Origin of the sequence: Pseudomonas sp. MAG733B (assembly GCF_036884845.1) — a bacterium.
Taxonomy (GTDB): domain Bacteria; phylum Pseudomonadota; class Gammaproteobacteria; order Pseudomonadales; family Pseudomonadaceae; genus Aquipseudomonas.
The window spans coordinates 3,241,836-3,260,495 of sequence record NZ_CP145732.1; the positions used below are offsets into that span (position 1 = coordinate 3,241,836).

Below are 18,660 nucleotides of genomic sequence, written 5' to 3' on the forward strand. Positions count from 1 at the left end.
CTCTCTAAAAGATATGGAAGAGCCACCTTTTCGCTGCGAATCAATTGGGTGGCAGCTGCACGTGGGTTCGCAGACCGGAGCCACACCCAAACCCGGCAGACCCGAAGGTCTCCCACGCACAACCGCCATAAAACGTAACGCTGGCGAATTCTGCCAGAATTGTTATTTGACGGTGTCAGGTTGTTTGCTCTTGGGCTGCGAAACCCAATCGCTAACTGCGGTCAGCGACGAGGCTCACAATAAGCGGCGATTTTGATGCCTTCAACCGGGTCACCACCGGGCTGTAGGACCGCACCAGGGTATTGTGGCGAGGGAGCTTGCTCCCGCTCGGCGGCGTAGCCGTCGTAAAACCGGGCACTCCGACAAGTCTTAGGAAATGAGCTAGTAGGGACTAGGGCCGCTTCGCATCCCAGCGGGAGCAAGCTCCCTCGCCACAAAAGGAAGTTTCCTACAGCTTTTACAGACCTAAAATCTAACGTTCGTCGGATGTCACGTTGCTATCACCGCATTCGCCAGCCCATTTCAGTACGGCTGCTAAGCTTCGTCGTTGCAACGCCCGAGGCCGTTTTGGCTCACGTTGCGCGTGTACCCACGGAGTACGACTTCTATTCCTGTCGACAACCTGCACGGAGGCAGGCGATGGTGATCAAACGCATGGAATCAAGTGCGGACGGGGTTCCCGAGCCGCTTGATCGAGAAGAAATGGAGCGGGTGCTGGTGTCGTTGCTGGCCAGTCCGTTGTTTGCCAAGTCGCGGCGCATGGGCAGTTTGTTGCGCTTTCTGGTCGAGCACGACCTGCAATCCTCGAACACACCCCTTACCGAGCACGCCATTGGCATCGCGGTGTTTCGTCGCGACCCGGCGGTGTATTGCACGGGCGATGATCCGGTGGTGCGGGTGCAGGTGGGCCGGTTGCGCCGCAAGCTTGCCGCGCATTACGCCAGCAATGGCCAACAGGATCCGGTGCGGCTGTGCATTCCGCCGGGTAGTTATCGACTGGTTTATCAGCGCCAGCGACATAAAAGCATCGGCGCGCGCCATCCGGTGTTGCAGATCCAGCCGTTCACCTGCATCACCCGTGACGGCGATGACTTTGCCCGGGGGTTGTGCGAAGAGTTGAGCTGTCGCTTGTTCGAGTCATTTGAACAGGCGCAGACCGGGGCCAATCATGTGTTGATGAAGGTGCCGCGCAGCAGTGTCAAAGCCCCGGAAATCGGGCGCGGCGGGCGCTATTGTTATTGCCTGGAGGGCAGCGTGCGGGTCGAACCGGCGCGGGTGCGGGCGTCGTTGCGACTGGTGGATGTGGCGCAGGGGCGGATTCGCTGGTCGGCGCAGTTTGATCGCAACCAGCCTTATGGCATCGCCACCCAGGAGGATTTGGCGGAGTCGATCTGTCTGTCGCTGACGGGGTATTTTGCCAACGGCGCCATGGACGAATAAAAGGGGCAACCGCGAGGTTGCCCCGGTACGACGGTTAAACGGTTTTCCATTCACCGCCTTCGTAAAGGCGACCGGCGGTGTTATCGAACGTCAGGTCGATTTCGATCGCCTTGGAGCGTGAAGTACTGAACATGGTACTCGTCTGCACGTTTTGTTCGAACCACACGAGGATGGTTTCGACGGGGGTCAATACAGTGTTGCCGGTGACCACCTGGTTAACGGCCACGTAGATCGGCGTGCTGACCTGGTTGCCGTCGATGCCGGTGGACAACTGGTTGATACCCGGATGGATGGGTGCATAACTGTTCACAAAGGTCATGGAAACAGCCGGACCACCTGTTACCGCAGGGCTCAGCAGACCGTTTACATCGAGTGTCGAGGTTTGCCCCAAACCAATATTGACGATGTTGGTCGAGACTTTGACTTGCACGTTTTCCTTGAACACGTTGGAGGCGAACAGTTGGTATTGCGGCGTCCAGCTGAATTCGTTGTTGCTCAGGTAAGCGTCATAGGACTGCCAGACCACGTTGTAGTCTTCGTCACCCACTTTTTTGGCAAAGCACAGCTTGTAGCCGGACTTCTTGAGCAGAGTCAGGTCGCCGGGGGCGATTTCGATGGTGACGACTTTTTGTGAAGCCGCCAGGGCCGACCTCAATACCCTGCCGTAGTCCTCAGTCTTCAGTTGCGTTGCACCCATGATCGATTTGACGGCTTCTTGCACATCATTGTGAAGCTGCTGGCTTTGTTGGCTGACAGCAATTGATTTGCTCATGGTTTCCCTCTTCCTTGGTGGTGTGTTGGGCAATCAATGGGCGGCGGGCAGTGATCCCGGTCAGTCCATTGAGGGCTTCACTCTAGGTTCGTGGGGCTGGGCGGCTAAGTGTCTTGGCGTTACAGGCGGGTAACGGGGTTGTATCAAAAACAGCGGGGCGACCGTCCGGCCGCCCCACCGTATCTTCAGGCGGCCTGCGCGTCGGCCCAGACGAAGTTCCAGCTGGTGCGTTTGCCCTTGGCCACCTCGATCAGCTTGTTCTCATACACCGTGTGGTTGACCACGCCGGTGTAGGTCAGGGTCCGGGCAGCGTTGGTACCGGAGCACTCACCGGGGGTGCCGCCAGCCTCGGTCATGGCTTTTTTCATGTCGGCTTCCGACGGGGCGCTGCTCTGGTTTTTTTCGACTTTTACGAAACTCATGATTTCACCTCTTCCGTGATGGGGGATCGGTGCGGGGCAGGGCCGACAGGCTGCTAACCCCGAATACTCACCGAAGGCCATACTCTATTGGCCCGCCCTGCGGTGCAGAAGTGACAACTGCGGCGCTAAGGTAACAACCGGGAAACAGTGGAACAGGGTGATGTATCCGAGACGTATCAACTCAGGGAGAACGAGATGACTCAAACACTGGAACGCGCCATCGCCATCGCAGCCGGCGCTCATGAGGGGCAAGTGGATAAGGGCGGGGCGCCGTACATCCTGCATGCGCTGAGGGTGATGCTTAAAGTCAGCACGCTGGAGGAACGGATCGTCGCGGTGCTGCACGATGTGGTCGAGGACTGTGACATCAGCCTTGATGAGTTACGTGCCGAAGGCTTCAGTGAAACGGTATTGGCCGCCATCAAATCGGTGACCAAGGTGCCGGGTGAAGCCTATGAAGATTTCATCGCCCGCGCGGCGCAGAACCCGATTGGCCGCGTGGTGAAGCTGGCGGATCTGGAAGAAAACAGCGACCTGTCGCGCATCGCCCAGCCGAGTTGGGACGATCTTGAGCGGATTGAAAAGTATCGGCGGGCGATTGGGGCGTTGCGCTAGCTGCGCAGCTGCCGGACCTTCTGCGTCAACTGTTCCCGAGCTGCATCCAGTGAGGCGGCGTTGGTCTTGACGGACAATGCGGCCTTCTCCTTGCGCCCCAGGAAGTAGCTGATGCGCTCGGCATTGGCGCCGGAGGGGTGTGGCAAACCGTTCAATACCTGCTCTGGACGCAATAGACCACGGCCCAACAAGTAATCGAACACTTCACCGACTTTCGGGCCAAGCGGTACGTACACGCAATGCGGCGGCAGCTGGCGAATCTCTTCGCTCAGGTGATTTTCGATCTGATGCCGCAGGCTGTCGCGACTCAACAATCCGGGGTTGCCGCTGTAATTTTCGCCATTGAGGAACACCGGATAACGCAACGCCGAGGTGTAATGCGCCCAGTGCCGGTGTGAGTTGAACAGTTGCTCGCAGCTATCGATGCCCAGATAACCCTGCACACCGATGTGATCAAGCATGGCAATCAGGTTCGGTCGCATCGGTCCCGAGAAGCTCGCGGTTTCCTTGGCGGCCTGCTTGGCTTCGGCCACCGAAGCGCCTTTGATCAACTGACGACGGGCTTCATTGAGTGCATTCATGGCTTGCTGCAAGCCGGGGGTAATGCCGCAGATGACAATACGTGCCTGCGCATTGATATGGTCGAAAGGCGCATAGAAGGTTTGCAGACTGCCTTCGCAGGATAGAAGCAGGTCTTCATGCAGCGGCTTGCCGGCCAGGTTGAACGCCGCGTCGGCCATCAGGTGTTGGTAGTTTTCGAACAGGCTCAAATTGCGCTCTCCCAGTGGATGCTTCGCTACTGGCATTAAAAGTAGCGGATTTATCCAGGAACGATGGCCACGATCGCTTCATAGCTATCATTCATTTGCTCGATACCCATCATTAAAGAATGCAAGTTCTGTTTTTCTGTCATCAGAGGAGGATAGCGTTATACCGATCTCGCCTTTGAAGGAATCAGCGCGATGAGAATCTCGACCTTGCTGGCTTTTGTTGCCGTGTTCAGCGGCAGCGTCGCTGTTGCTGTTCCGGCCGTTGCCGCCGATCCGTCCTGCCGTTTCCTGCCGATTGCCGACAGCGCTGCCAGTTTGCAGCAGGCGAAAACCGTGGCGGTGCTGTACAGCGAAAACACCCTCAATACCCAGGAATACCTCGAGCGCTATCACGCCGTGGCGGTGAACGGGGCGAAGAATCCCGAGCTGGACTCGCGGATCAGCAAGGCGTTCGTCGACAGCTCCGATCCGCAACGGGCCATCAACTGGTTAATGGGTTCGTTGCAGAAAGAGTTTGCTTCGGTAACGGTCTACGACAACCTCGATGCGGCGGTGCAGGCGCATCCGGATGTGGTGGTGATGCTCGACACCTACAGCCGTCTGGTCTCCAAGCGCAACAGCCAGGTCGAAGCGCGGTTCGTGGCCAAGTTCTACGATGCGAACCTGCAATACATCGGCCAAGCCGAAGGCTCCCGTGCCCAGCAAATGCCATCGGTGTGGGTGCACGGCAAAGCCGCGCCACAGATTGCCGCGCAGATCGATAAGCAGACCGATCTCCAGGTGAATGCGCTGAAGCAATTCGATGCCTCGTTGAAGGCGCTGGTGACGTCCGGCACTGCGGGTCACGTCGCCAGTAACTGATCTGTAAAAAAGCCACCCGACCTTGCAGGCGGGTGGCTTTTTTTCGCCTTAAAAACGGCCTGGGTTGGCCGATTCAAACGTGAACTACACTCACTCTTCTGAGCACACGAGGCTGCGCAAGGAAGAAATCATGCTCGATTACATCGCGTTGGGTCTGTTGATCTTTGTCGGATTGGTCTTGTTCTACGGCATCATCGTGTTGCACGACATTCCCTATGAAATTGCCGTGCACCGCAATCACCCACACCAGGACGCGATCCACGCCACCGGTTGGGTGAGCCTGTTCACGCTGCATGCGCTGTGGCCATTTTTGTGGATCTGGGCGATGTCCTATCGCGAGGATCGGGGCTGGGGCTTTGGCGATGGCAAGTCGGCGACCAGCCATATCGTTCATCTTGAAGAGCAGGTGCGCGAACTTCAGCTGCGTATCGCACGCATTGAAGGGGCCAACGGGATTCCCGATGCGCCTGTGCCCACCGAACCGGGCAAAGGTCATTGAGCCATGGATCTCCTGCTCGTTCTGACCTATGCCGCCTTCTGCATTGCCCTGTTCAAGATCTTCCGGATACCGCTGAATAAATGGACGGTGCCCACGGCGGTGCTCGGCGGGATTGTGTTGATCGGCTCGCTGATCTTCACCATGAACTACAACCACCCATACTCGGAGGTTGCGCGCTCATATTTCGTCTCGGTTCCGATTATCCCCATCGTCAGCGGTCAAGTGATCGACGTGCCGGTCAAGTCCAACCAGCTACTGGAGAAGGGTGATGTGCTCTTCCGGATCGACCCCACGCCGTTCGAGAACCGGATCAAGTCGCTCAAGGCGCAGCTGGTGTCGGCCAAAGGCGATCTTTTTCGAATCACCGAGCTGATGAAACGTAATTTCGGCACCCAGCGTGAACTGGATATCGCCGTTGCGCGAAGCGACGATTTGCAGGCGCAGTTGGCCAACGCCCAGTACGAACTCGACAACACGACCATCCGTGCGCCGAGCAAAGGCTTCGTGACTCACGTTTCCTTGCGCCCGGGCATGATGGCAACCAAGTTACCGTTGCGCCCGTCCATGGTGTTCATTCCCGATGAGGGCAAATACTTCGCGGCGTGGATGCGGCAGAACAGCCTGTTGCGCTTGTCCGAGGGCGATGAAGCCGAGGTGGCTTTCGACGGTATTCCGGGCAAGGTTTTCCAAGGCAAGGTCAAGAGTGTCTACGGCGTGATTGGAGAAGGGCAGGTCCAGCCTTCCGGTACGCTGATCAGCTTCACCGGCTCGCCGCCGGCCGGTCGCGTGCCGGTCATCATCGAAATCACCGACCCGGCGTTCGCTCCGTACAAAGACAAGATGCCGGGCGGCGCTTACGGTCAGGCCGCGCTGTACAGCCATCACTTTCATCACATCGCAGCCATGCGCAAGATTCTGCTGCGCATGGCCGCCTGGATGAACTACATCTTCCCGTTCCATTGAGGCACGGTTATCACGCCTTGATCGCATAGCCGTAAGCGCGAATGCGTCCGGCGTCTTCTTTCAGGTACACGCCCTGCAATTCCGGAGTAAACCCGGGCAGGGCGTTGATACCTTCTTCCAGCGCGAGGAAGTACTTCAGCACCGCGCCACCCCAGATTTCACCCGGCACCACGCAGAGGACGCCGGGCGGATACGGCAGCGCGCCTTCGGCGGCGATGCGTCCGTCGGCGTCGGCCAGCGCCACCAGTTCGACGTTGCCGCGGATGTACTCGAATTGCGCTTGCTGCGGGTTCATGGCTTTTTTCGGGAAGTGCTCTTTGCGGAACATCGCCTTCTGCAACTGCTGGACGTTGTGATTGCGGTAGAGGTCGTGCATCTCCTGACAGAGCTGGCGAATGGTGTAGTTGCGATAGCGTTCCTGATGCTGCGCGTAGATCGCCGGCAACACCCGGCTCATCGGCGCGTCATCGCTGATGAAGCGTTCGAAGCGGGCGATCTGTGAGGCGAGGTGGGTCATCTTCGCCCAGTCTTCGGCCGGGGTGAGCAGGAACAGGATCGAATTGAGGTCGCATTTCTCCGGCACGATGCCGTTCTCGCGCAGGAAGTTGGCGAGGATGCCCGCGTGAATGCCGAAGTCGGTGTAACTGCCGTCCACCGGGTCGATGCCCGGCGTGGTGAACAGCAATTTGCACGGGTCGATGAAGTATTGCTTGTCGGCGTAACCACTGAAGGCGTGCCAGCGATCCTTGGGGTGGAATTCGAAGAAGCGCACGTCGGCGGCAATTTCTTCGGTGGGGTAGTCCTCCCACTGGCGTCCGTCGATGGTGTCCGGCACGAACGGACGAATCATGGTGCAGGCTTCGAGGATCAACTTGCGCGCATCGATGCCGAATTTCACGCAGTCTTCCCACAGGCGCAGGCCGCTGCGCCCGGAGTGTATCCGCGCGTTGACGTCCAGTGAGGCGAAGAGCGGATAAAACGGGCTGGTCGAGGCTTGGGCCATGAACGCGTTATTCAGCCGGTGATGGTTGCAGTAACGGGCCTGGCCCTTGATGTGCCGATCCTTTTTGTGGACCTGCGAGGCCTGGGAAAACCCTGCCTGCTGTTTGTGCACTGATTGGGTGACAAAGATGCCGGGGTCGTTTTCGTTGAGGTCCAGCAACAGCGGCGAGCAGTCTTTCATCATCGGGATGAACTGCTCGTAACCGACCCACGCCGAGTCGAACAGGATGTAGTCGCACAGCTTGCCGATGCGATCGACTACTTGCCGGGCGTTGTACACGGTGCCGTCGTAAGTACCCAGTTGAATGATCGCCAGACGGAAAGGCCGGGGCAGCTCGGCCTTGTCCGGCGCGACTTCGCTGATCAGTTCGCGCAGGTATTTTTCTTCGAAGCAATGAGCGTCGATCCCGCCGATAAAGCCGTAAGGGTTGCGTGCGGTCTCCAGGTACACCGGCGTGGCGCCAGCCTGGATCAACGCGCCCTGATGGTTGGATTTATGGTTGTTGCGGTCGAACAGCACCAGGTCGCCGGGGGTGAGCAGGGCGTTGGTGACGACTTTGTTCGAGGCCGAGGTGCCGTTGAGCACGAAGTAGGTCTTGTCGGCGTTGAACACCTTGGCCGCGTGTTTTTGCGCCAAAAGCGCCGGGCCTTCGTGGATCAGCAGGTCGCCGAGTTTGACGTCGGCGTTGCACATGTCGGCGCGAAACAGCGTCTCGCCGAAGAAGTCGAAAAACTGCCGGCCCGCCGGATGCTTGCGGAAGAACTGCCCGCCCTGGTGACCGGGGCAGGCGAAGGTGGCGTTGGCCGATTCGGTGTAGTGCTTGAGCGAGTCGAAGAAGGGCGGCAGCAGGCTTTCTTCATAGGCCTTGGCTGCGGTTTCCAGCTGATGACCATGGTATTGGGCGTTGTTGCTGGACGGGTCGAAAATGCCGTTGACCTGCAGCAGCACATCTTCCAGATGCTTGTACACATCGCGGGCGCGAGTGCCGGTGCCAGGGGCGGTGACCAGGAAAATCGGGATGTCGAAGCCGGTGCGTTGCAAGGCTTCCAGGGCGCCGGCCATCACATCCTCGACTGAGAACACGGCAACGGCGACGTCGGTGTAGTCGGTCCGGGTGATCGGGATGACTTCGCGGGTGGTCTGGAAACTGTCGTGTACGGTGTCGCTCGCGGCTATTTTCAATGCGTTCATGCGGGTGAATCTCCAGGCAGACATCCATGGGTCCACCGCTGTTCAAGAGATCAACTGCCTTGGAGGCGCCTTCCAGCGCCTTGGCCCAAAACATGCCAGCATTAGTTATAGATCATGTACCGCAAGTTTTTATTGGCGCAGGTCAAGCATGGACCAGCGCGATGGTAAAAGAGACGACGATCATGCACGCAAAAGCAAAATTGATATTCATGAAGTTTCCATCCAGAACATGAGTGACGGCGCCATTCTGAACAGGCGGGGGGAAAATAAAAAATTCGGCTTCGTGATTTGAAAGATCGAAACAATTGATACCTGGCGCTTTTGCCTGACTCGGCGGTTTGTGTTTGTTCTGCGGTTTGGCTAATCTCGCACAAACACGCAGAAACAGGCATAACCATGCACGATCATTCCGCAGCCGAACTCCCTCATCTACGCCGACAAAAAATCCTGCTGATCCTCGAGCGGGACGGCAAGGTCATGGCCTCGGAGTTAAGCCAGCATTTCGCCGTGTCCGAAGACACCATTCGCCGCGATCTGTCGGAGCTGGCCACGGCCGGCCTGGTGCAGCGGGTGCACGGCGGAGCGCTGCCGCGACCCAAGGACACCGGCAAGGATTACTTCACCCGCATCAGCGAAACCGACGAGGTGAAAACCGAATTGGCGCAGATGGCGGCCAGTCGGGTCGAGAACAGGCAGATCGTGATGTTCGACTCCGGCACCACCACGTTGCAGATCGCGCGTTCGTTGCCGGCGGATATCTGCATAACGGCGGTCACTGCGTCGCCGATGACAGCGATCACCTTGTCCGAGTACAAGGGCATCAAGGTGATTCTGGCGGGCGGTCAGCTCAACCCGGCGACGATGTCGGCCAGCGGGCATGAAACCCTCCGCTTGCTGGGAGGCATCAAGGCTGATTTGTTGTTCACCGGAGTGTGTGCGATTCACCCGGAAGTCGGCATCAGCTCGCTGCATTTTGATGAAGTGCCGGTGAAGCAGGCGATGCTCGATGGGGCGTCTCATGTGATTGCGGTGACTACGGCGGACAAGCTCGGTGCGGTGGAGCCGTTTGTGGTGGCGCCGTGTTCGCGGTTGCACACGTTGTTTACCGAACGGCATGTGGCGTCTGGGAGTGTTGAGGATTACCGGGCACTGGGGATTGAGGTGGTGCAGGCTGATTGATTGTTTTGCCGGCAGGTTTGTTGACTGCACCGGCCTCATCGCCAGCAGGCTGGCTCCCACAATTGATTTTCAGTGAACGCCAAACCTGTGGGAGCCAGCCTGCTGGCGATGGGGCCATCACAAACAACATCAATCTATCAGCGCAACCGCTCCAGCATCTGGTAATACCACATCCCCGCCGCCAGCATCGGGTTGCCGAGCAGATCACCCATCGGTACACGGATGTGCTGGCACGCCGCAAAGGTGTCGTACTGCTCAAGCTGCCCAGTGATCGCACGACCCATGATTTCGCCCATGATGTGGGTAGTCGCGATGCCGTGGCCGGAGTAGCCCTGGCAATACCAGACGTTGTCCGAAAGCTTGCCCAGTTGCGGAATGCGGTTGATCACGATGCCCATCGCGCAGCTCCACTGATAATCAATGGCCACGCCTTTGAGCGCCGGGAACGTCTGCTCGATGCACGGACGCAGTTCAGCAGCGATGTCGCGTGAATCCTTGCCACTGTAGTTGGCGCCGCCACCGAACAGCAGGCGTCCATCGGCCGTCAGGCGGTAGTAATCGAGCACGAAACGGCAGTCGTACACGGCGAGGTCTTCGGGGTTGATTTGCTTCGCCAGTTCACCCAGCGGCGCGGTGGTAACGATGCCGCCCATGGCCGGGAAGATCTTGCCCTTGAGCTTGCCCGGTTCCAGTTTGTGATAGACGTCGCCGGCCAGCAGCACCTGATTGGCGTCGATGCGGCCATGGGCGGTGCGCACCCCAGGCGTGTCGCCATGGATGATCTCCAGCACTTCGCTGTTTTCGAAGATCAACGCACCGAGACTTTCCGCCGCCCGCGCTTCGCCGATGCACAGGTTGAGCGGGTGCAGGTGTATGTTGCGGGTGTTCTTGATCGCACCGTGATAGAGGTCGCTTTGCAGCAGGTCGCGCACCTGGCTGCGGTCGAGCAGGCTGACCTCATCGCCCATGCCGCGCCGCACGGCTTCGTCGTAATCCTTGCGCAAGCCCTCCATGTGGCTCGGCTTGTACGCAGCATGCAGGTGACCGTGCTTGAGGTCGCAGGCAATGCCGTATTTCTCGACCCGCTGCTTGATGATCTGGTGCCCGCGCCAGCGCAGGTGCCAGATGAAATCGTCGACTTCCTCGCCAATGGTGCGGCGCATCTGTTTGCGCATCGCTTCATCGCCAGAGAGACTACCGGTGACCTGGCCACCGTTGCGCCCGGTGGCGCCCCAGCCGATTTTATTGCTTTCGACGATGGCGACTTTCAGGCCTTTTTCCGCCAGCTCGACGGCGGTGGCGACGCCGGTGAAACCGCCGCCGATTATCACCACGTCAACCCGATGCTGGCCTTGCAGTGTCGGGTAATCGGTGTCGTGGTTGAGGGTGGCGGTGTAGTAGGAATTGCAGCGTTGTTGGGTCATGGTTTTGTCCAGGCGAAAATTGGGAGAAACTCAGTGCCAGTCAGCCGAACGCAGTACGTGTGGGAGCGGGCTTGCTCGCGAATGCGGTGTATCAGTCACTACAAGTGCTGATTGTGCCGACGCCTTCGCGAGCAAGCCCGCTCCCACAGGGATTGTGTTCAGCCAACGGGAGTGGGACTGGCTCACGCCTCAGTCAAATACCAACGCCAATCCTGCTCACCCACTTCCGCCATGAACTGCCGATACTCGGCACGCTTGACCGCCAGATACACCCCAAGAAAATCCTGCCCCAACGCATCCCGCGCCCACACCGAGTTTTCCAGTGCCGTCAGCGACGTCAGCCAGTCAGTCGGCAGCAATTGCGTTGCTTGTGCGTAGCCGTTGCCTTCCACCGGTTCGCCCGGATCGAGGTTTTCGCTGATGCCGCGATGAATGCCCGCGAGGATCGCCGCCGCCGCCAGATACGGGTTGGCGTCGGCACCGCAGATGCGATGTTCGATGTGGCGACTGTTGGCCGGGCCGCCCGGAACACGTAGGCTGACGGTACGGTTGTCGACACCCCAGGTCGGGGCCAACGGCGCGTAGCTGTTGGCCTGGAAACGCCGGTAGGAGTTGGCGTTGGGGCAGAACAACAACAGCGAATCGAGCAGGGAAGCGAGCATGCCACCGATGGCCGTGCGCAGCAGCGGCGTGCCCGCCGGGTCTTCGGACGCAAACAGGTTGCGACCTTCGGCATCGGCGATGCTGACGTGCATGTGCATGCCGGTGCCCGCCAGATGATCGAAGGGTTTGGCCATGAATGTCGCCTGCATGCCGTGCTTGTGGGCGACGGCTTTCACCAGGCGTTTGTAGCGTACAGCCTGGTCCATCGCCTGCAACGCATCGCCGTGTTCCAACGTGATTTCCACCTGGCCGGGCGCGTATTCGGAGATCGCCGTGCGTGCGGGAATGTTGTGGAGTTTGCACGCCGCATACAGGTCGGCGAGGAACGGTTCGATCTGCTCCAGTTCACGCAGGCCATAGACCTGCGTGTGTCGCGGTCGGCCGCCGTCAGCGTCCAGCGCCGGTTGCGGACGACCGTGGTGATCGCGCTTGGCGTCGAGCAAATAGAACTCCAGCTCGCAGGCCATTACCGGGTGGAAACCCTCGGCTTTCAGGCGGTCGATCACGCTGATCAGCAGGTGACGCGGGTCGGCGATGCTGGCGGGCATGCCTTCTTGCGGGTGCATGCTGACTTGCACCGCGGCGGTCGGAATCTGCCGCCACGGCAAACGCACCAGACTGCCTTCGAGCGGGTAGGCGCGGCAGTCGATATCGCCCACATCCCAGACTAGCCCGGAGTTCTCGACGTCATCGCCCTGCAAGGTCAGGCCGAGGATGGTGCTGGGCAGCGGGCGACCGCTTTCATACACCGCCAACAGTTCTTCGCGATGCAGCAGCTTGCCGCGCGGCACGCCGTTGGCATCGAGGATGAACAGCTCGATCATGTCGATATCAGGGTTGTTTGCCAGAAAAGTCTGGGCGTCTTCAAGGGCTGCGAATTTCATGGTTCGTCACTCACGTTGGCGTCCTGCGGACGCACGGATTCAGGCCTCGGCACGACGACGGATACAAAGACCCGGGGCATGCAGGCAAAGGATTAGCGAGGGAGGGGGCTCTACGCGTTTGGGGCGCGATCAGGCGAGCAGGGTGCTATCCGGCGGACGTGCGGAGTGACGGAGTTTGGAACGGCTCAAGGCCATGGGCAGGTTGACAATGCGGTTCATAACGGATGTTTCCGGCATTGGAAATCGTCGGTGGCAGGCGTGACCTGCCATCCGGGCGTGACTGGATACTAGGGGTGAATTCAGCGCGTGTAAATGTTTCATTCAGCGCATCAGGTGCACACCCAGGCCGATCAGCCCACAACCGATCAACACTTCGATCACGCCACGCTTGAAGCGAAACAGGGCAACGGCCGCCGCGATCGCGATCAGCAGCGAGGGCCAGTCGAGAGGGTTGTCGAAGCCTTTGGGCCAGAGTACGTGGTAGCCGAAGAAGCACGCCAGATTGAGAATTACCCCGACCACTGCTGCGGTAATCGCCGTTAGCGGCGCGGTGAACTTGAGTTCGTTGTGCGTCGATTCCACCAGCGGCCCGCCGGCGAGGATGAACAGGAACGAAGGCAGGAAGGTGAACCAGGTGACCAGTGTCGCGGCAACGGCGCCGGCGACAAAAGCCTGATCCGGGCCGAACACCTGAAGCACATAACCACCGATAAACCCGACGAACGCCACCACCATGATCAATGGGCCGGGGGTGGTTTCACCGAGCGCTAAGCCGTCGATCATCTGCGTCGGGGTCAACCAGCCGTAATGACCGACCGCGCCCTGATACACATACGGCAGCACGGCGTAGGCGCCGCCGAACGTGAGCAGCGCAGCCTTGGTGAAGAACCAGGCCATTTGCGTCAGCGTGCCGTCCCAGCCAAACAGCGCGGTGAGTATGGCCATGGGCAGTGCCCACAAAATTGCCCCGATAGCGGCCAGACGCGCCAGTTTCCATCCGCTGAAACGGGCGTGTTCAGGCGTCGGTGTGTCATCGTCGATCACGGCCGGGCCGAAGGAATTTTTCGCAGCGCCATGGCCGCCGGTCCTGAATTTTTCCTGTGCCAGTCGTCCGCCGAAATAACCGATCACCGCCGCGCCCAGCACGATCAACGGAAACGGCACGTTCAGCGCAAAGATCGCCACGAATGACGCCGCCGCAATCGCCCACATCCAGCCATTCTTCAACGCCCGCGAGCCGATCCGGTGAGCGGCCTGCACCACGATGGCCGTCACCGCAGGCTTGATCCCGTAGAACAAACCGGCCACCACCGGCACATCACCGAAGGCGATATACATCCAGGACAACGCGATCAGGATGAACAGCGACGGCAGCACAAACAGCACGCCGGCAATCACGCCGCCCCAGGTGCGGTGCATCAGCCAGCCGATGTAGGTCGCCAGTTGTTGCGCCTCGGGGCCGGGCAGCAACATGCAGTAGTTCAGCGCGTGCAGGAAACGTCGCTCGGAGATCCAGCGTCGGCGCTCGACCAGCTCCTGGTGCATGATCGAAATCTGTCCCGCCGGCCCGCCGAAACTGATGAAGCCGAGCTTGAGCCAGAAAGCAAAGGCTTCGCGCAGGCTGACGGCTTCAGGCTTGGTTTGTTCCGGTTCCGGTGAGACGCTCAAGCCTGTGCTCCTTGTGCAGATGCCTTGAGCCGATGACAGTAGCCATGCCCGATTGATTTGGATAGCCGGCGTCGCGTTTTACCCCCCGGTCACCGGAGGAAAAAAGGCGATTTCGTCGAAGTCTTCGATCGGTTGATCCGTTTGGCTTACACAGTTTTGATCTTCAGTGAATGCGAATTCTGTGGCCGGTCACAACACCCTGTAGGAGCGAGCCTGCTCGCGATGGCGTCGGCAAATCCAGCATAGAAGCTGGCTGACAGACCGCTATCGCGAGCAAGACCGCTCCCACAGGTTTTTAATTCAGGACAAAATCCACCGGCTCAAGCTGTGGCGGCAGTTCTGTCACGCCCAGTGCATCCAGAATGTCGCGCTCGATGTTGCGCACGATGGCGTCGGTGGGCAGGTCGTTTTCGTCGCGGCCGAACGGGTCTTCCAGTTCATCGGCAATCGCGTCCAGGCCAAAAAAGGTGTAGCTGACAATGGCGGTGAAAACCGGTGTCAGCCAGCCCAGCGGTTCGGCCATGGCGAAAGGCAGCAGGATGCAGAACAGGTAGATGGTCCGGTGCAGCAACAGGGTGTAGGGGAAGGGCAGCGGGGTATTTTTGATCCTTTCACAAACGGCTTGCGAGCGGGTCAGGTTGGCCAGATGGTTGGCCATGATCGTGTAGCGCCAGTCGCTGATGGTTGCGGATTCGTTGAGTGTCGAGCACTGTTGACCGACGTTCAGCAGGATTTGCCCGGTGACGTCCGAGGTGCTGCCCTTGGGCATCGGTTGCAGCCAGTCGCCGCTGGCGGCCAATTCGTTTTCCTTGCGCAACCGCGCGTTGAGCGCGTGGGCGAATCCGCACAGGTTGCTGAGGATCTGATGCCGCACACTGGCGTCCTGGATGATGAGCGTTTCGCGAATCATCGAACGGGTCTCAACGATCACATCGCCCCACGCCTTGCGCGCTTCATACCAGCGGTCATAGCAGGCGTTGTTGCGAAAGCTCATGAAGATCGACAACGACAGACCGAGCAGGGTGAAGGGCGTGGCACTGACCTTGGAAAAATAGCTCGGGTGCAACGTCTCGATCAGCACGATCGCCGAGGCGAGCAGCGTCACCATCAGGCTGCGCCGGGCAATACGCTTGGCGATCGAACCCTTGAGGGAAGTCAGTACGCCGATCAGGTTGGGTTTGGGTCTGACGATCATGGTGTTCAGCCACCGGTCATGTTCATGAAGCGAACAACCTGGACATCGTCGTTCACTTCGAAATTGTGTCGATAAGGCTTGAGCTTCATGGCCTCGATGATGGCTTTCTCCAGGCGTTCGGGCTGCCCCGGATGGCCGCGCAATACGGCCTTCAGATCCACGGAATGCTCATTGCCCAGGCACAGCAGCAGGCGACCTTCCACGGTCAGCCGCACCCGGTTGCAGGTGCCGCAGAAGTTGTGGCTGTGGGGCGAAATGAACCCCAGGCGAATTTGCGGCGCTTCGGCCAGGCGCCAGTAGCGCGACGGACCCTGGGTCGACTCGGCGGAATCAATCAAAGTGTAGCGTTCGGCGATCCTTTCACGGACCTCGGCGCTGGAATAAAACGATTCGGCGCGGCTGTGTTCGTGAATCGTGCCCAAGGGCATTTCTTCGATGAAGGAAATGTCGAGGTTGCGGTCGATGGCAAAGCTCACCAGATCGTTGATCTCGTGATCGTTGCGGCCCTTCATCACTACGCAATTGAGCTTGGTATTGCGGAAACCGGCCTGGTTGGCAGCGTCGATGCCCTTGATGACCTGCGCCAGATCACCGGTGCGGGTCAGCTCGCGAAAGCGTTGTGGGTCGAGGCAGTCGAGGCTGATGTTGAGGCGCTTGACCCCGGCGTCGAACAAGGGCTGCGCCAGTTTGGCCAACTGCGAGCCGTTGGTGGTCATGCACAGTTCCCGCAGGCCGGGCAGGGAGGCGACCTTTTCGCACAACTGCACCACGCCGGGACGGATCAGCGGTTCGCCGCCGGTCAGGCGAATCTTGCGCGTGCCCAGGGCGACGAAGCTTTGTGCGACTTGGTAAATCTCTTCCAGGGTCAGTACCCGTTGACGCGGCAGAAACTGCATGTCTTCAGCCATGCAATACACGCAGCGGAAATCGCAGCGGTCGGTGACCGACATCCGCAGATAGTCCACGCGCCGGGAGAATCCATCGATCAAGACTCGTTCTGACATGACACCCTCGCTTGGCGCTTTTTGTATGAATATTCCGTCTTTAACGGACTTGTTGAGCGCAGGCTAAGAGCAACTTGTCGGGGCGTCCAATCACTATTAATAACCGGCTGATCGACCGGGTCTATGAGGTCATTAATAGCGTTTACACAATATTTATTCGCCGTTCATATTCTTTCTCCGTCATCGAACAAACACCTGAATCAGGTCAACGCCTGTGTGCATTGTCACGAAGAAGTATTGCGCCTTGGGTGGCTGGTGATGATCTGGCTGGGCAGTGTGGTTACGTTGGGTGTGGTGGCGGGGGCATTGCGGATGTTGATGCGGGCGGCCGGGATGAGTTCGCACTGACAACGGTGAACCTGTAGGAGCACGGCTTGCCGGCGATAGCGACTTCAAGTGCCCCATCGCCGGCAAGCCGTGCTCCTACGAAAAGCAATCAACCCGGAGCCCCATGACAGGGCTCCGGGTTTTTGTGTTTTTACTGAGCGCCAAACATCGCCGTCCAGTAAATCCCCGCATCACTCTTCGGGTCAACCGCATACGCCGCACCCAAATCGCGGAACTGCGGGTTCATCAGATTCGCGCAGTGGCCGGGGCTGGCCAGCCAGCCGTCGACCACTTTGCGTACGCTGTCCTGGCCGGCGGCGATGTTTTCGCCGATCTGCTGGAAGTCGTAGCCTGCCAGCTCCGCGCGGTCGCCCGGCGTGCGGCCATCACGGTCCTTGTGATCGAAATAGTTGTTGTTGGCCATGCTGCGCGACTGGGTTTCGGCGGCGGTCGCCAGCGTGGCGTTCCAGGTCAGCGGTGTGGTCGCGTTGAAGGCTTGAGTGCCGCACTGGCGTGGTTTGCTTCGTGCGGCGTTCAGCTCGATCAATAGCTTCTGGCCTTCAGCCTGCCAATCGCCCAGGCGTGCGCTCAGCAGTGGCCGGGCCACCACGATGCGCCATTGGTTGTCCTGACGGCTGACGCCGACATCGACGAATTGCGGGTCGAGCACGATCTGGCAAAAACTCTCCTGAATCGCTTTCATCGCCGACGGCGCATCGCGCGGTCCGGCCAGGCTGATCGCTTGCACGTTCTTCATCGGATAACCGGCGGTGGCCATGGCCTGCTGCAGATTGCCGATGCTGGCGGCGGACAGAACCAGTCGTGGGTCGGCCGCCAGCGGTGGCAGCTCCGACGAGACCTGGCCGGCGCAGCGTTGCAACTGGCTGCGGTAGACGTTGATCGATTCGATCAGTTGCGACTCGTCGCTGGCCAGTGCGGTGGCGGCGAACGACAAACCCAATGACAACCCGGCAAGGCGCAGAGTGGATGACAGGAAATGCATGGAAATCCTCCTTGAGCTGACTGCGCCCATGATGCTTGAAATTACCCCCTCGAAGGCAATGCATTTTTACGGGACGCGGCACCGTGTGTGCAATCATTTCACTACTACACTGAAGCAACACTGCCCATTGAGTTATCCGACCATGCGCTGCAACTGGATAGCAACCTGCCTCGCCCTGACACTCCTCGCCGTTCCGGCATTCGCCACCGACCAGGAACAAAAACAGAAAGTCGCTGAAGACAAAGCCGAGGTGCTGGAGCAAAAGGCTGCGCAAAACAGCAGCCCCGCACCGGCGCTCAAGTCTGAGGCCATCACCCAACCTGAAGTCCAGGCCGTGGACCCGGCGGGCAAAGCGCCGCTGGATGACGCCATCACTTGCCTCGCCCGTTCGATTTACTGGGAAGCCAAAGGCAAGGATTCGGCCGACATGGAAGCGGTGGCCAACGTGGTCATGAACCGTCTCGGTCACGAGGGTTTTCCCGACACCGTCTGCGGTGTGGTCAAGCAAGGTTCGGAAACCAAGAGTTGCCAGTTTTCCTGGTGGTGCGATGGTCGTCCCGACTCAGTGCAGGAAGAAGTGCAGTATTCAATGGCCAAGGAAATTGCCCGCAAGGCGCTGAACAAGCAATTGCCGGATCGTACGAAAGGTGCGCTGTATTTCCATGATCGTACGGTGAAACCGGATTGGGCCAAGGAGTACACCAATACGGCAAACATCGGCTTGTTCAAGTTCTACAAGCCGATAGGCGGGGATGCGAAGTAGTCGCTGTTATGCGA

20 protein-coding genes and 1 pseudogene are annotated in these 18,660 nt (G+C 59.2%); 9 read left to right on the forward strand and 12 right to left on the reverse strand.

Annotation, left to right across the window (positions count from 1 at the left end; all coding sequences use genetic code 11):
* The first annotated feature begins 639 nt into the window (after window positions 1-639).
* Window positions 640-1,440 (forward strand): hypothetical protein, encoded by an 801-nt coding sequence (locus V6Z53_RS15070; RefSeq protein WP_338586327.1) that lies wholly within the window; start codon window positions 640-642, stop codon window positions 1,438-1,440.
* A gap of 34 nt (window positions 1,441-1,474) precedes the next feature.
* Here the strand turns inward: V6Z53_RS15070 and V6Z53_RS15075 are convergent, their stop codons facing one another.
* Window positions 1,475-2,212 carry a hypothetical protein gene (locus V6Z53_RS15075; protein WP_338586329.1) on the reverse strand — a complete coding sequence of 246 codons (738 nt, stop codon included), beginning with the start codon at window positions 2,210-2,212 and terminating at the stop codon, window positions 1,475-1,477.
* A gap of 185 nt (window positions 2,213-2,397) precedes the next feature.
* Window positions 2,398-2,634 (reverse strand): hypothetical protein, encoded by a 237-nt coding sequence (locus tag V6Z53_RS15080; protein ID WP_338586330.1) that lies wholly within the window; start codon window positions 2,632-2,634, stop codon window positions 2,398-2,400.
* A 195-nt stretch (window positions 2,635-2,829) separates the two neighbouring features.
* Here V6Z53_RS15080 and V6Z53_RS15085 point away from each other — a divergent pair, with 195 nt between their 5' ends.
* Window positions 2,830-3,249: an HD domain-containing protein gene (locus V6Z53_RS15085; protein ID WP_338586332.1), complete on the forward strand. Its 420-nt coding sequence runs from the start codon at window positions 2,830-2,832 to the stop codon at window positions 3,247-3,249.
* On the opposite strand, the gene V6Z53_RS15090 is transcribed toward V6Z53_RS15085, so the two are convergent.
* Window positions 3,246-4,019 (reverse strand): hypothetical protein, encoded by a 774-nt coding sequence (locus V6Z53_RS15090; protein WP_338586334.1) that lies wholly within the window; start codon window positions 4,017-4,019, stop codon window positions 3,246-3,248. The genes V6Z53_RS15085 and V6Z53_RS15090 overlap by 4 nt on opposite strands.
* Before the next feature lie 192 nt (window positions 4,020-4,211).
* Here V6Z53_RS15090 and V6Z53_RS15095 point away from each other — a divergent pair, with 192 nt between their 5' ends.
* The 3 genes from V6Z53_RS15095 to V6Z53_RS15105 all read left to right on the forward strand — a co-directional run bounded on the left by V6Z53_RS15095 (window position 4,212) and on the right by V6Z53_RS15105 (window position 6,342).
* Entirely contained in the window at window positions 4,212-4,880 is a 669-nt protein-coding gene (locus tag V6Z53_RS15095) for an ATPase (protein ID WP_338586335.1), read from the forward strand.
* A 130-nt stretch (window positions 4,881-5,010) separates the two neighbouring features.
* The gene (locus V6Z53_RS15100) at window positions 5,011-5,379 is read left to right on the forward strand and encodes a DUF3302 domain-containing protein (RefSeq protein ID WP_338586336.1); all 369 of its coding nucleotides are present in this window, start codon (window positions 5,011-5,013) and stop codon (window positions 5,377-5,379) included.
* A 3-nt stretch (window positions 5,380-5,382) separates the two neighbouring features.
* The gene (locus V6Z53_RS15105) at window positions 5,383-6,342 is read left to right on the forward strand and encodes an HlyD family secretion protein (RefSeq protein ID WP_338586337.1); all 960 of its coding nucleotides are present in this window, start codon (window positions 5,383-5,385) and stop codon (window positions 6,340-6,342) included.
* Window positions 6,343-6,352: 10 nt separating this feature from the next.
* Here V6Z53_RS15105 and speF read toward each other — a convergent pair whose 3' ends face one another.
* Window positions 6,353-8,536 carry an ornithine decarboxylase SpeF gene (gene speF, locus V6Z53_RS15110; protein WP_338586338.1) on the reverse strand — a complete coding sequence of 728 codons (2,184 nt, stop codon included), beginning with the start codon at window positions 8,534-8,536 and terminating at the stop codon, window positions 6,353-6,355.
* 148 nt (window positions 8,537-8,684) lie between these two features.
* On the opposite strand from speF, the gene V6Z53_RS15115 reads away from it, so the two are divergent.
* Window positions 8,685-8,828: a hypothetical protein gene (locus V6Z53_RS15115; protein ID WP_338586340.1), complete on the forward strand. Its 144-nt coding sequence runs from the start codon at window positions 8,685-8,687 to the stop codon at window positions 8,826-8,828.
* 104 nt (window positions 8,829-8,932) lie between these two features.
* A complete protein-coding gene (locus V6Z53_RS15120) occupies window positions 8,933-9,715 on the forward strand; it encodes a DeoR/GlpR family DNA-binding transcription regulator (RefSeq protein WP_338586342.1) in 783 nt (260 codons plus the stop codon).
* Window positions 9,716-9,852: 137 nt separating this feature from the next.
* Here the strand turns inward: V6Z53_RS15120 and V6Z53_RS15125 are convergent, their stop codons facing one another.
* From V6Z53_RS15125 to moaA, 7 genes and pseudogenes are all read right to left on the reverse strand, one after another.
* Window positions 9,853-11,139 carry an FAD-binding oxidoreductase gene (locus V6Z53_RS15125; RefSeq protein ID WP_338586343.1) on the reverse strand — a complete coding sequence of 429 codons (1,287 nt, stop codon included), beginning with the start codon at window positions 11,137-11,139 and terminating at the stop codon, window positions 9,853-9,855.
* Window positions 11,140-11,193: 54 nt separating this feature from the next.
* Window positions 11,194-11,325 (reverse strand): annotated as a pseudogene (locus tag V6Z53_RS15130) (DUF4381 domain-containing protein); the annotation flags it as partial.
* Window positions 11,322-12,686 carry a glutamine synthetase family protein gene (locus tag V6Z53_RS15135; protein ID WP_338586344.1) on the reverse strand — a complete coding sequence of 455 codons (1,365 nt, stop codon included), beginning with the start codon at window positions 12,684-12,686 and terminating at the stop codon, window positions 11,322-11,324. The pseudogene V6Z53_RS15130 and the gene V6Z53_RS15135, both read right to left, overlap by 4 nt.
* Before the next feature lie 321 nt (window positions 12,687-13,007).
* Window positions 13,008-14,354, reverse strand: coding sequence for a chromate efflux transporter (gene chrA / locus V6Z53_RS15140; RefSeq protein WP_338586345.1), 1,347 nt, complete (start codon window positions 14,352-14,354; stop codon window positions 13,008-13,010).
* Between the two features lie 78 nt (window positions 14,355-14,432).
* Window positions 14,433-14,483, reverse strand: a complete 51-nt coding sequence (locus V6Z53_RS15145) for a hypothetical protein (protein ID WP_338586497.1) — start codon at window positions 14,481-14,483, stop codon at window positions 14,433-14,435.
* Between the two features lie 166 nt (window positions 14,484-14,649).
* The gene (locus tag V6Z53_RS15150) at window positions 14,650-15,549 is read right to left on the reverse strand and encodes a bestrophin family protein (protein ID WP_338586347.1); all 900 of its coding nucleotides are present in this window, start codon (window positions 15,547-15,549) and stop codon (window positions 14,650-14,652) included.
* A gap of 5 nt (window positions 15,550-15,554) precedes the next feature.
* A complete protein-coding gene (gene moaA, locus V6Z53_RS15155) occupies window positions 15,555-16,553 on the reverse strand; it encodes a GTP 3',8-cyclase MoaA (RefSeq protein WP_338586349.1) in 999 nt (332 codons plus the stop codon).
* Between the two features lie 216 nt (window positions 16,554-16,769).
* On the opposite strand from moaA, the gene V6Z53_RS15160 reads away from it, so the two are divergent.
* Window positions 16,770-16,901 carry a DUF2474 domain-containing protein gene (locus V6Z53_RS15160; protein ID WP_338586350.1) on the forward strand — a complete coding sequence of 44 codons (132 nt, stop codon included), beginning with the start codon at window positions 16,770-16,772 and terminating at the stop codon, window positions 16,899-16,901.
* Window positions 16,902-17,031: 130 nt separating this feature from the next.
* Here V6Z53_RS15160 and V6Z53_RS15165 read toward each other — a convergent pair whose 3' ends face one another.
* Window positions 17,032-17,883, reverse strand: a complete 852-nt coding sequence (locus V6Z53_RS15165; protein ID WP_338586352.1) for a CAP domain-containing protein — start codon at window positions 17,881-17,883, stop codon at window positions 17,032-17,034.
* Between the two features lie 142 nt (window positions 17,884-18,025).
* On the opposite strand from V6Z53_RS15165, the gene V6Z53_RS15170 reads away from it, so the two are divergent.
* Window positions 18,026-18,646: a cell wall hydrolase gene (locus tag V6Z53_RS15170; protein WP_338586353.1), complete on the forward strand. Its 621-nt coding sequence runs from the start codon at window positions 18,026-18,028 to the stop codon at window positions 18,644-18,646.
* Window positions 18,647-18,660: the final 14 nt, after the last annotated feature.

Excerpts from the sequence above, each read along its gene's own strand:
- V6Z53_RS15070 (WP_338586327.1), top strand. The coding sequence starts at position 640 with ATGGTGATCAAACGCATGGAATCAAGTGCGGACGGGGTTCCCGAGCCG.
- V6Z53_RS15075 (WP_338586329.1), bottom strand. The coding sequence starts at position 2,212 with ATGAGCAAATCAATTGCTGTCAGCCAACAAAGCCAGCAGCTTCACAAT.
- V6Z53_RS15080 (WP_338586330.1), bottom strand. The coding sequence starts at position 2,634 with ATGAGTTTCGTAAAAGTCGAAAAAAACCAGAGCAGCGCCCCGTCGGAA.
- V6Z53_RS15085 (WP_338586332.1), top strand. The coding sequence starts at position 2,830 with ATGACTCAAACACTGGAACGCGCCATCGCCATCGCAGCCGGCGCTCAT.
- V6Z53_RS15095 (WP_338586335.1), top strand. The coding sequence starts at position 4,212 with ATGAGAATCTCGACCTTGCTGGCTTTTGTTGCCGTGTTCAGCGGCAGC.
- V6Z53_RS15100 (WP_338586336.1), top strand. The coding sequence starts at position 5,011 with ATGCTCGATTACATCGCGTTGGGTCTGTTGATCTTTGTCGGATTGGTC.
- V6Z53_RS15105 (WP_338586337.1), top strand. The coding sequence starts at position 5,383 with ATGGATCTCCTGCTCGTTCTGACCTATGCCGCCTTCTGCATTGCCCTG.
- speF (WP_338586338.1), bottom strand. The coding sequence starts at position 8,536 with ATGAACGCATTGAAAATAGCCGCGAGCGACACCGTACACGACAGTTTC.
- V6Z53_RS15115 (WP_338586340.1), top strand. The coding sequence starts at position 8,685 with ATGGACCAGCGCGATGGTAAAAGAGACGACGATCATGCACGCAAAAGC.
- V6Z53_RS15120 (WP_338586342.1), top strand. The coding sequence starts at position 8,933 with ATGCACGATCATTCCGCAGCCGAACTCCCTCATCTACGCCGACAAAAA.
- V6Z53_RS15125 (WP_338586343.1), bottom strand. The coding sequence starts at position 11,139 with ATGACCCAACAACGCTGCAATTCCTACTACACCGCCACCCTCAACCAC.
- V6Z53_RS15135 (WP_338586344.1), bottom strand. The coding sequence starts at position 12,686 with ATGAAATTCGCAGCCCTTGAAGACGCCCAGACTTTTCTGGCAAACAAC.
- V6Z53_RS15150 (WP_338586347.1), bottom strand. The coding sequence starts at position 15,549 with ATGATCGTCAGACCCAAACCCAACCTGATCGGCGTACTGACTTCCCTC.
- moaA (WP_338586349.1), bottom strand. The coding sequence starts at position 16,553 with ATGTCAGAACGAGTCTTGATCGATGGATTCTCCCGGCGCGTGGACTAT.
- V6Z53_RS15165 (WP_338586352.1), bottom strand. The coding sequence starts at position 17,883 with ATGCATTTCCTGTCATCCACTCTGCGCCTTGCCGGGTTGTCATTGGGT.
- V6Z53_RS15170 (WP_338586353.1), top strand. The coding sequence starts at position 18,026 with ATGCGCTGCAACTGGATAGCAACCTGCCTCGCCCTGACACTCCTCGCC.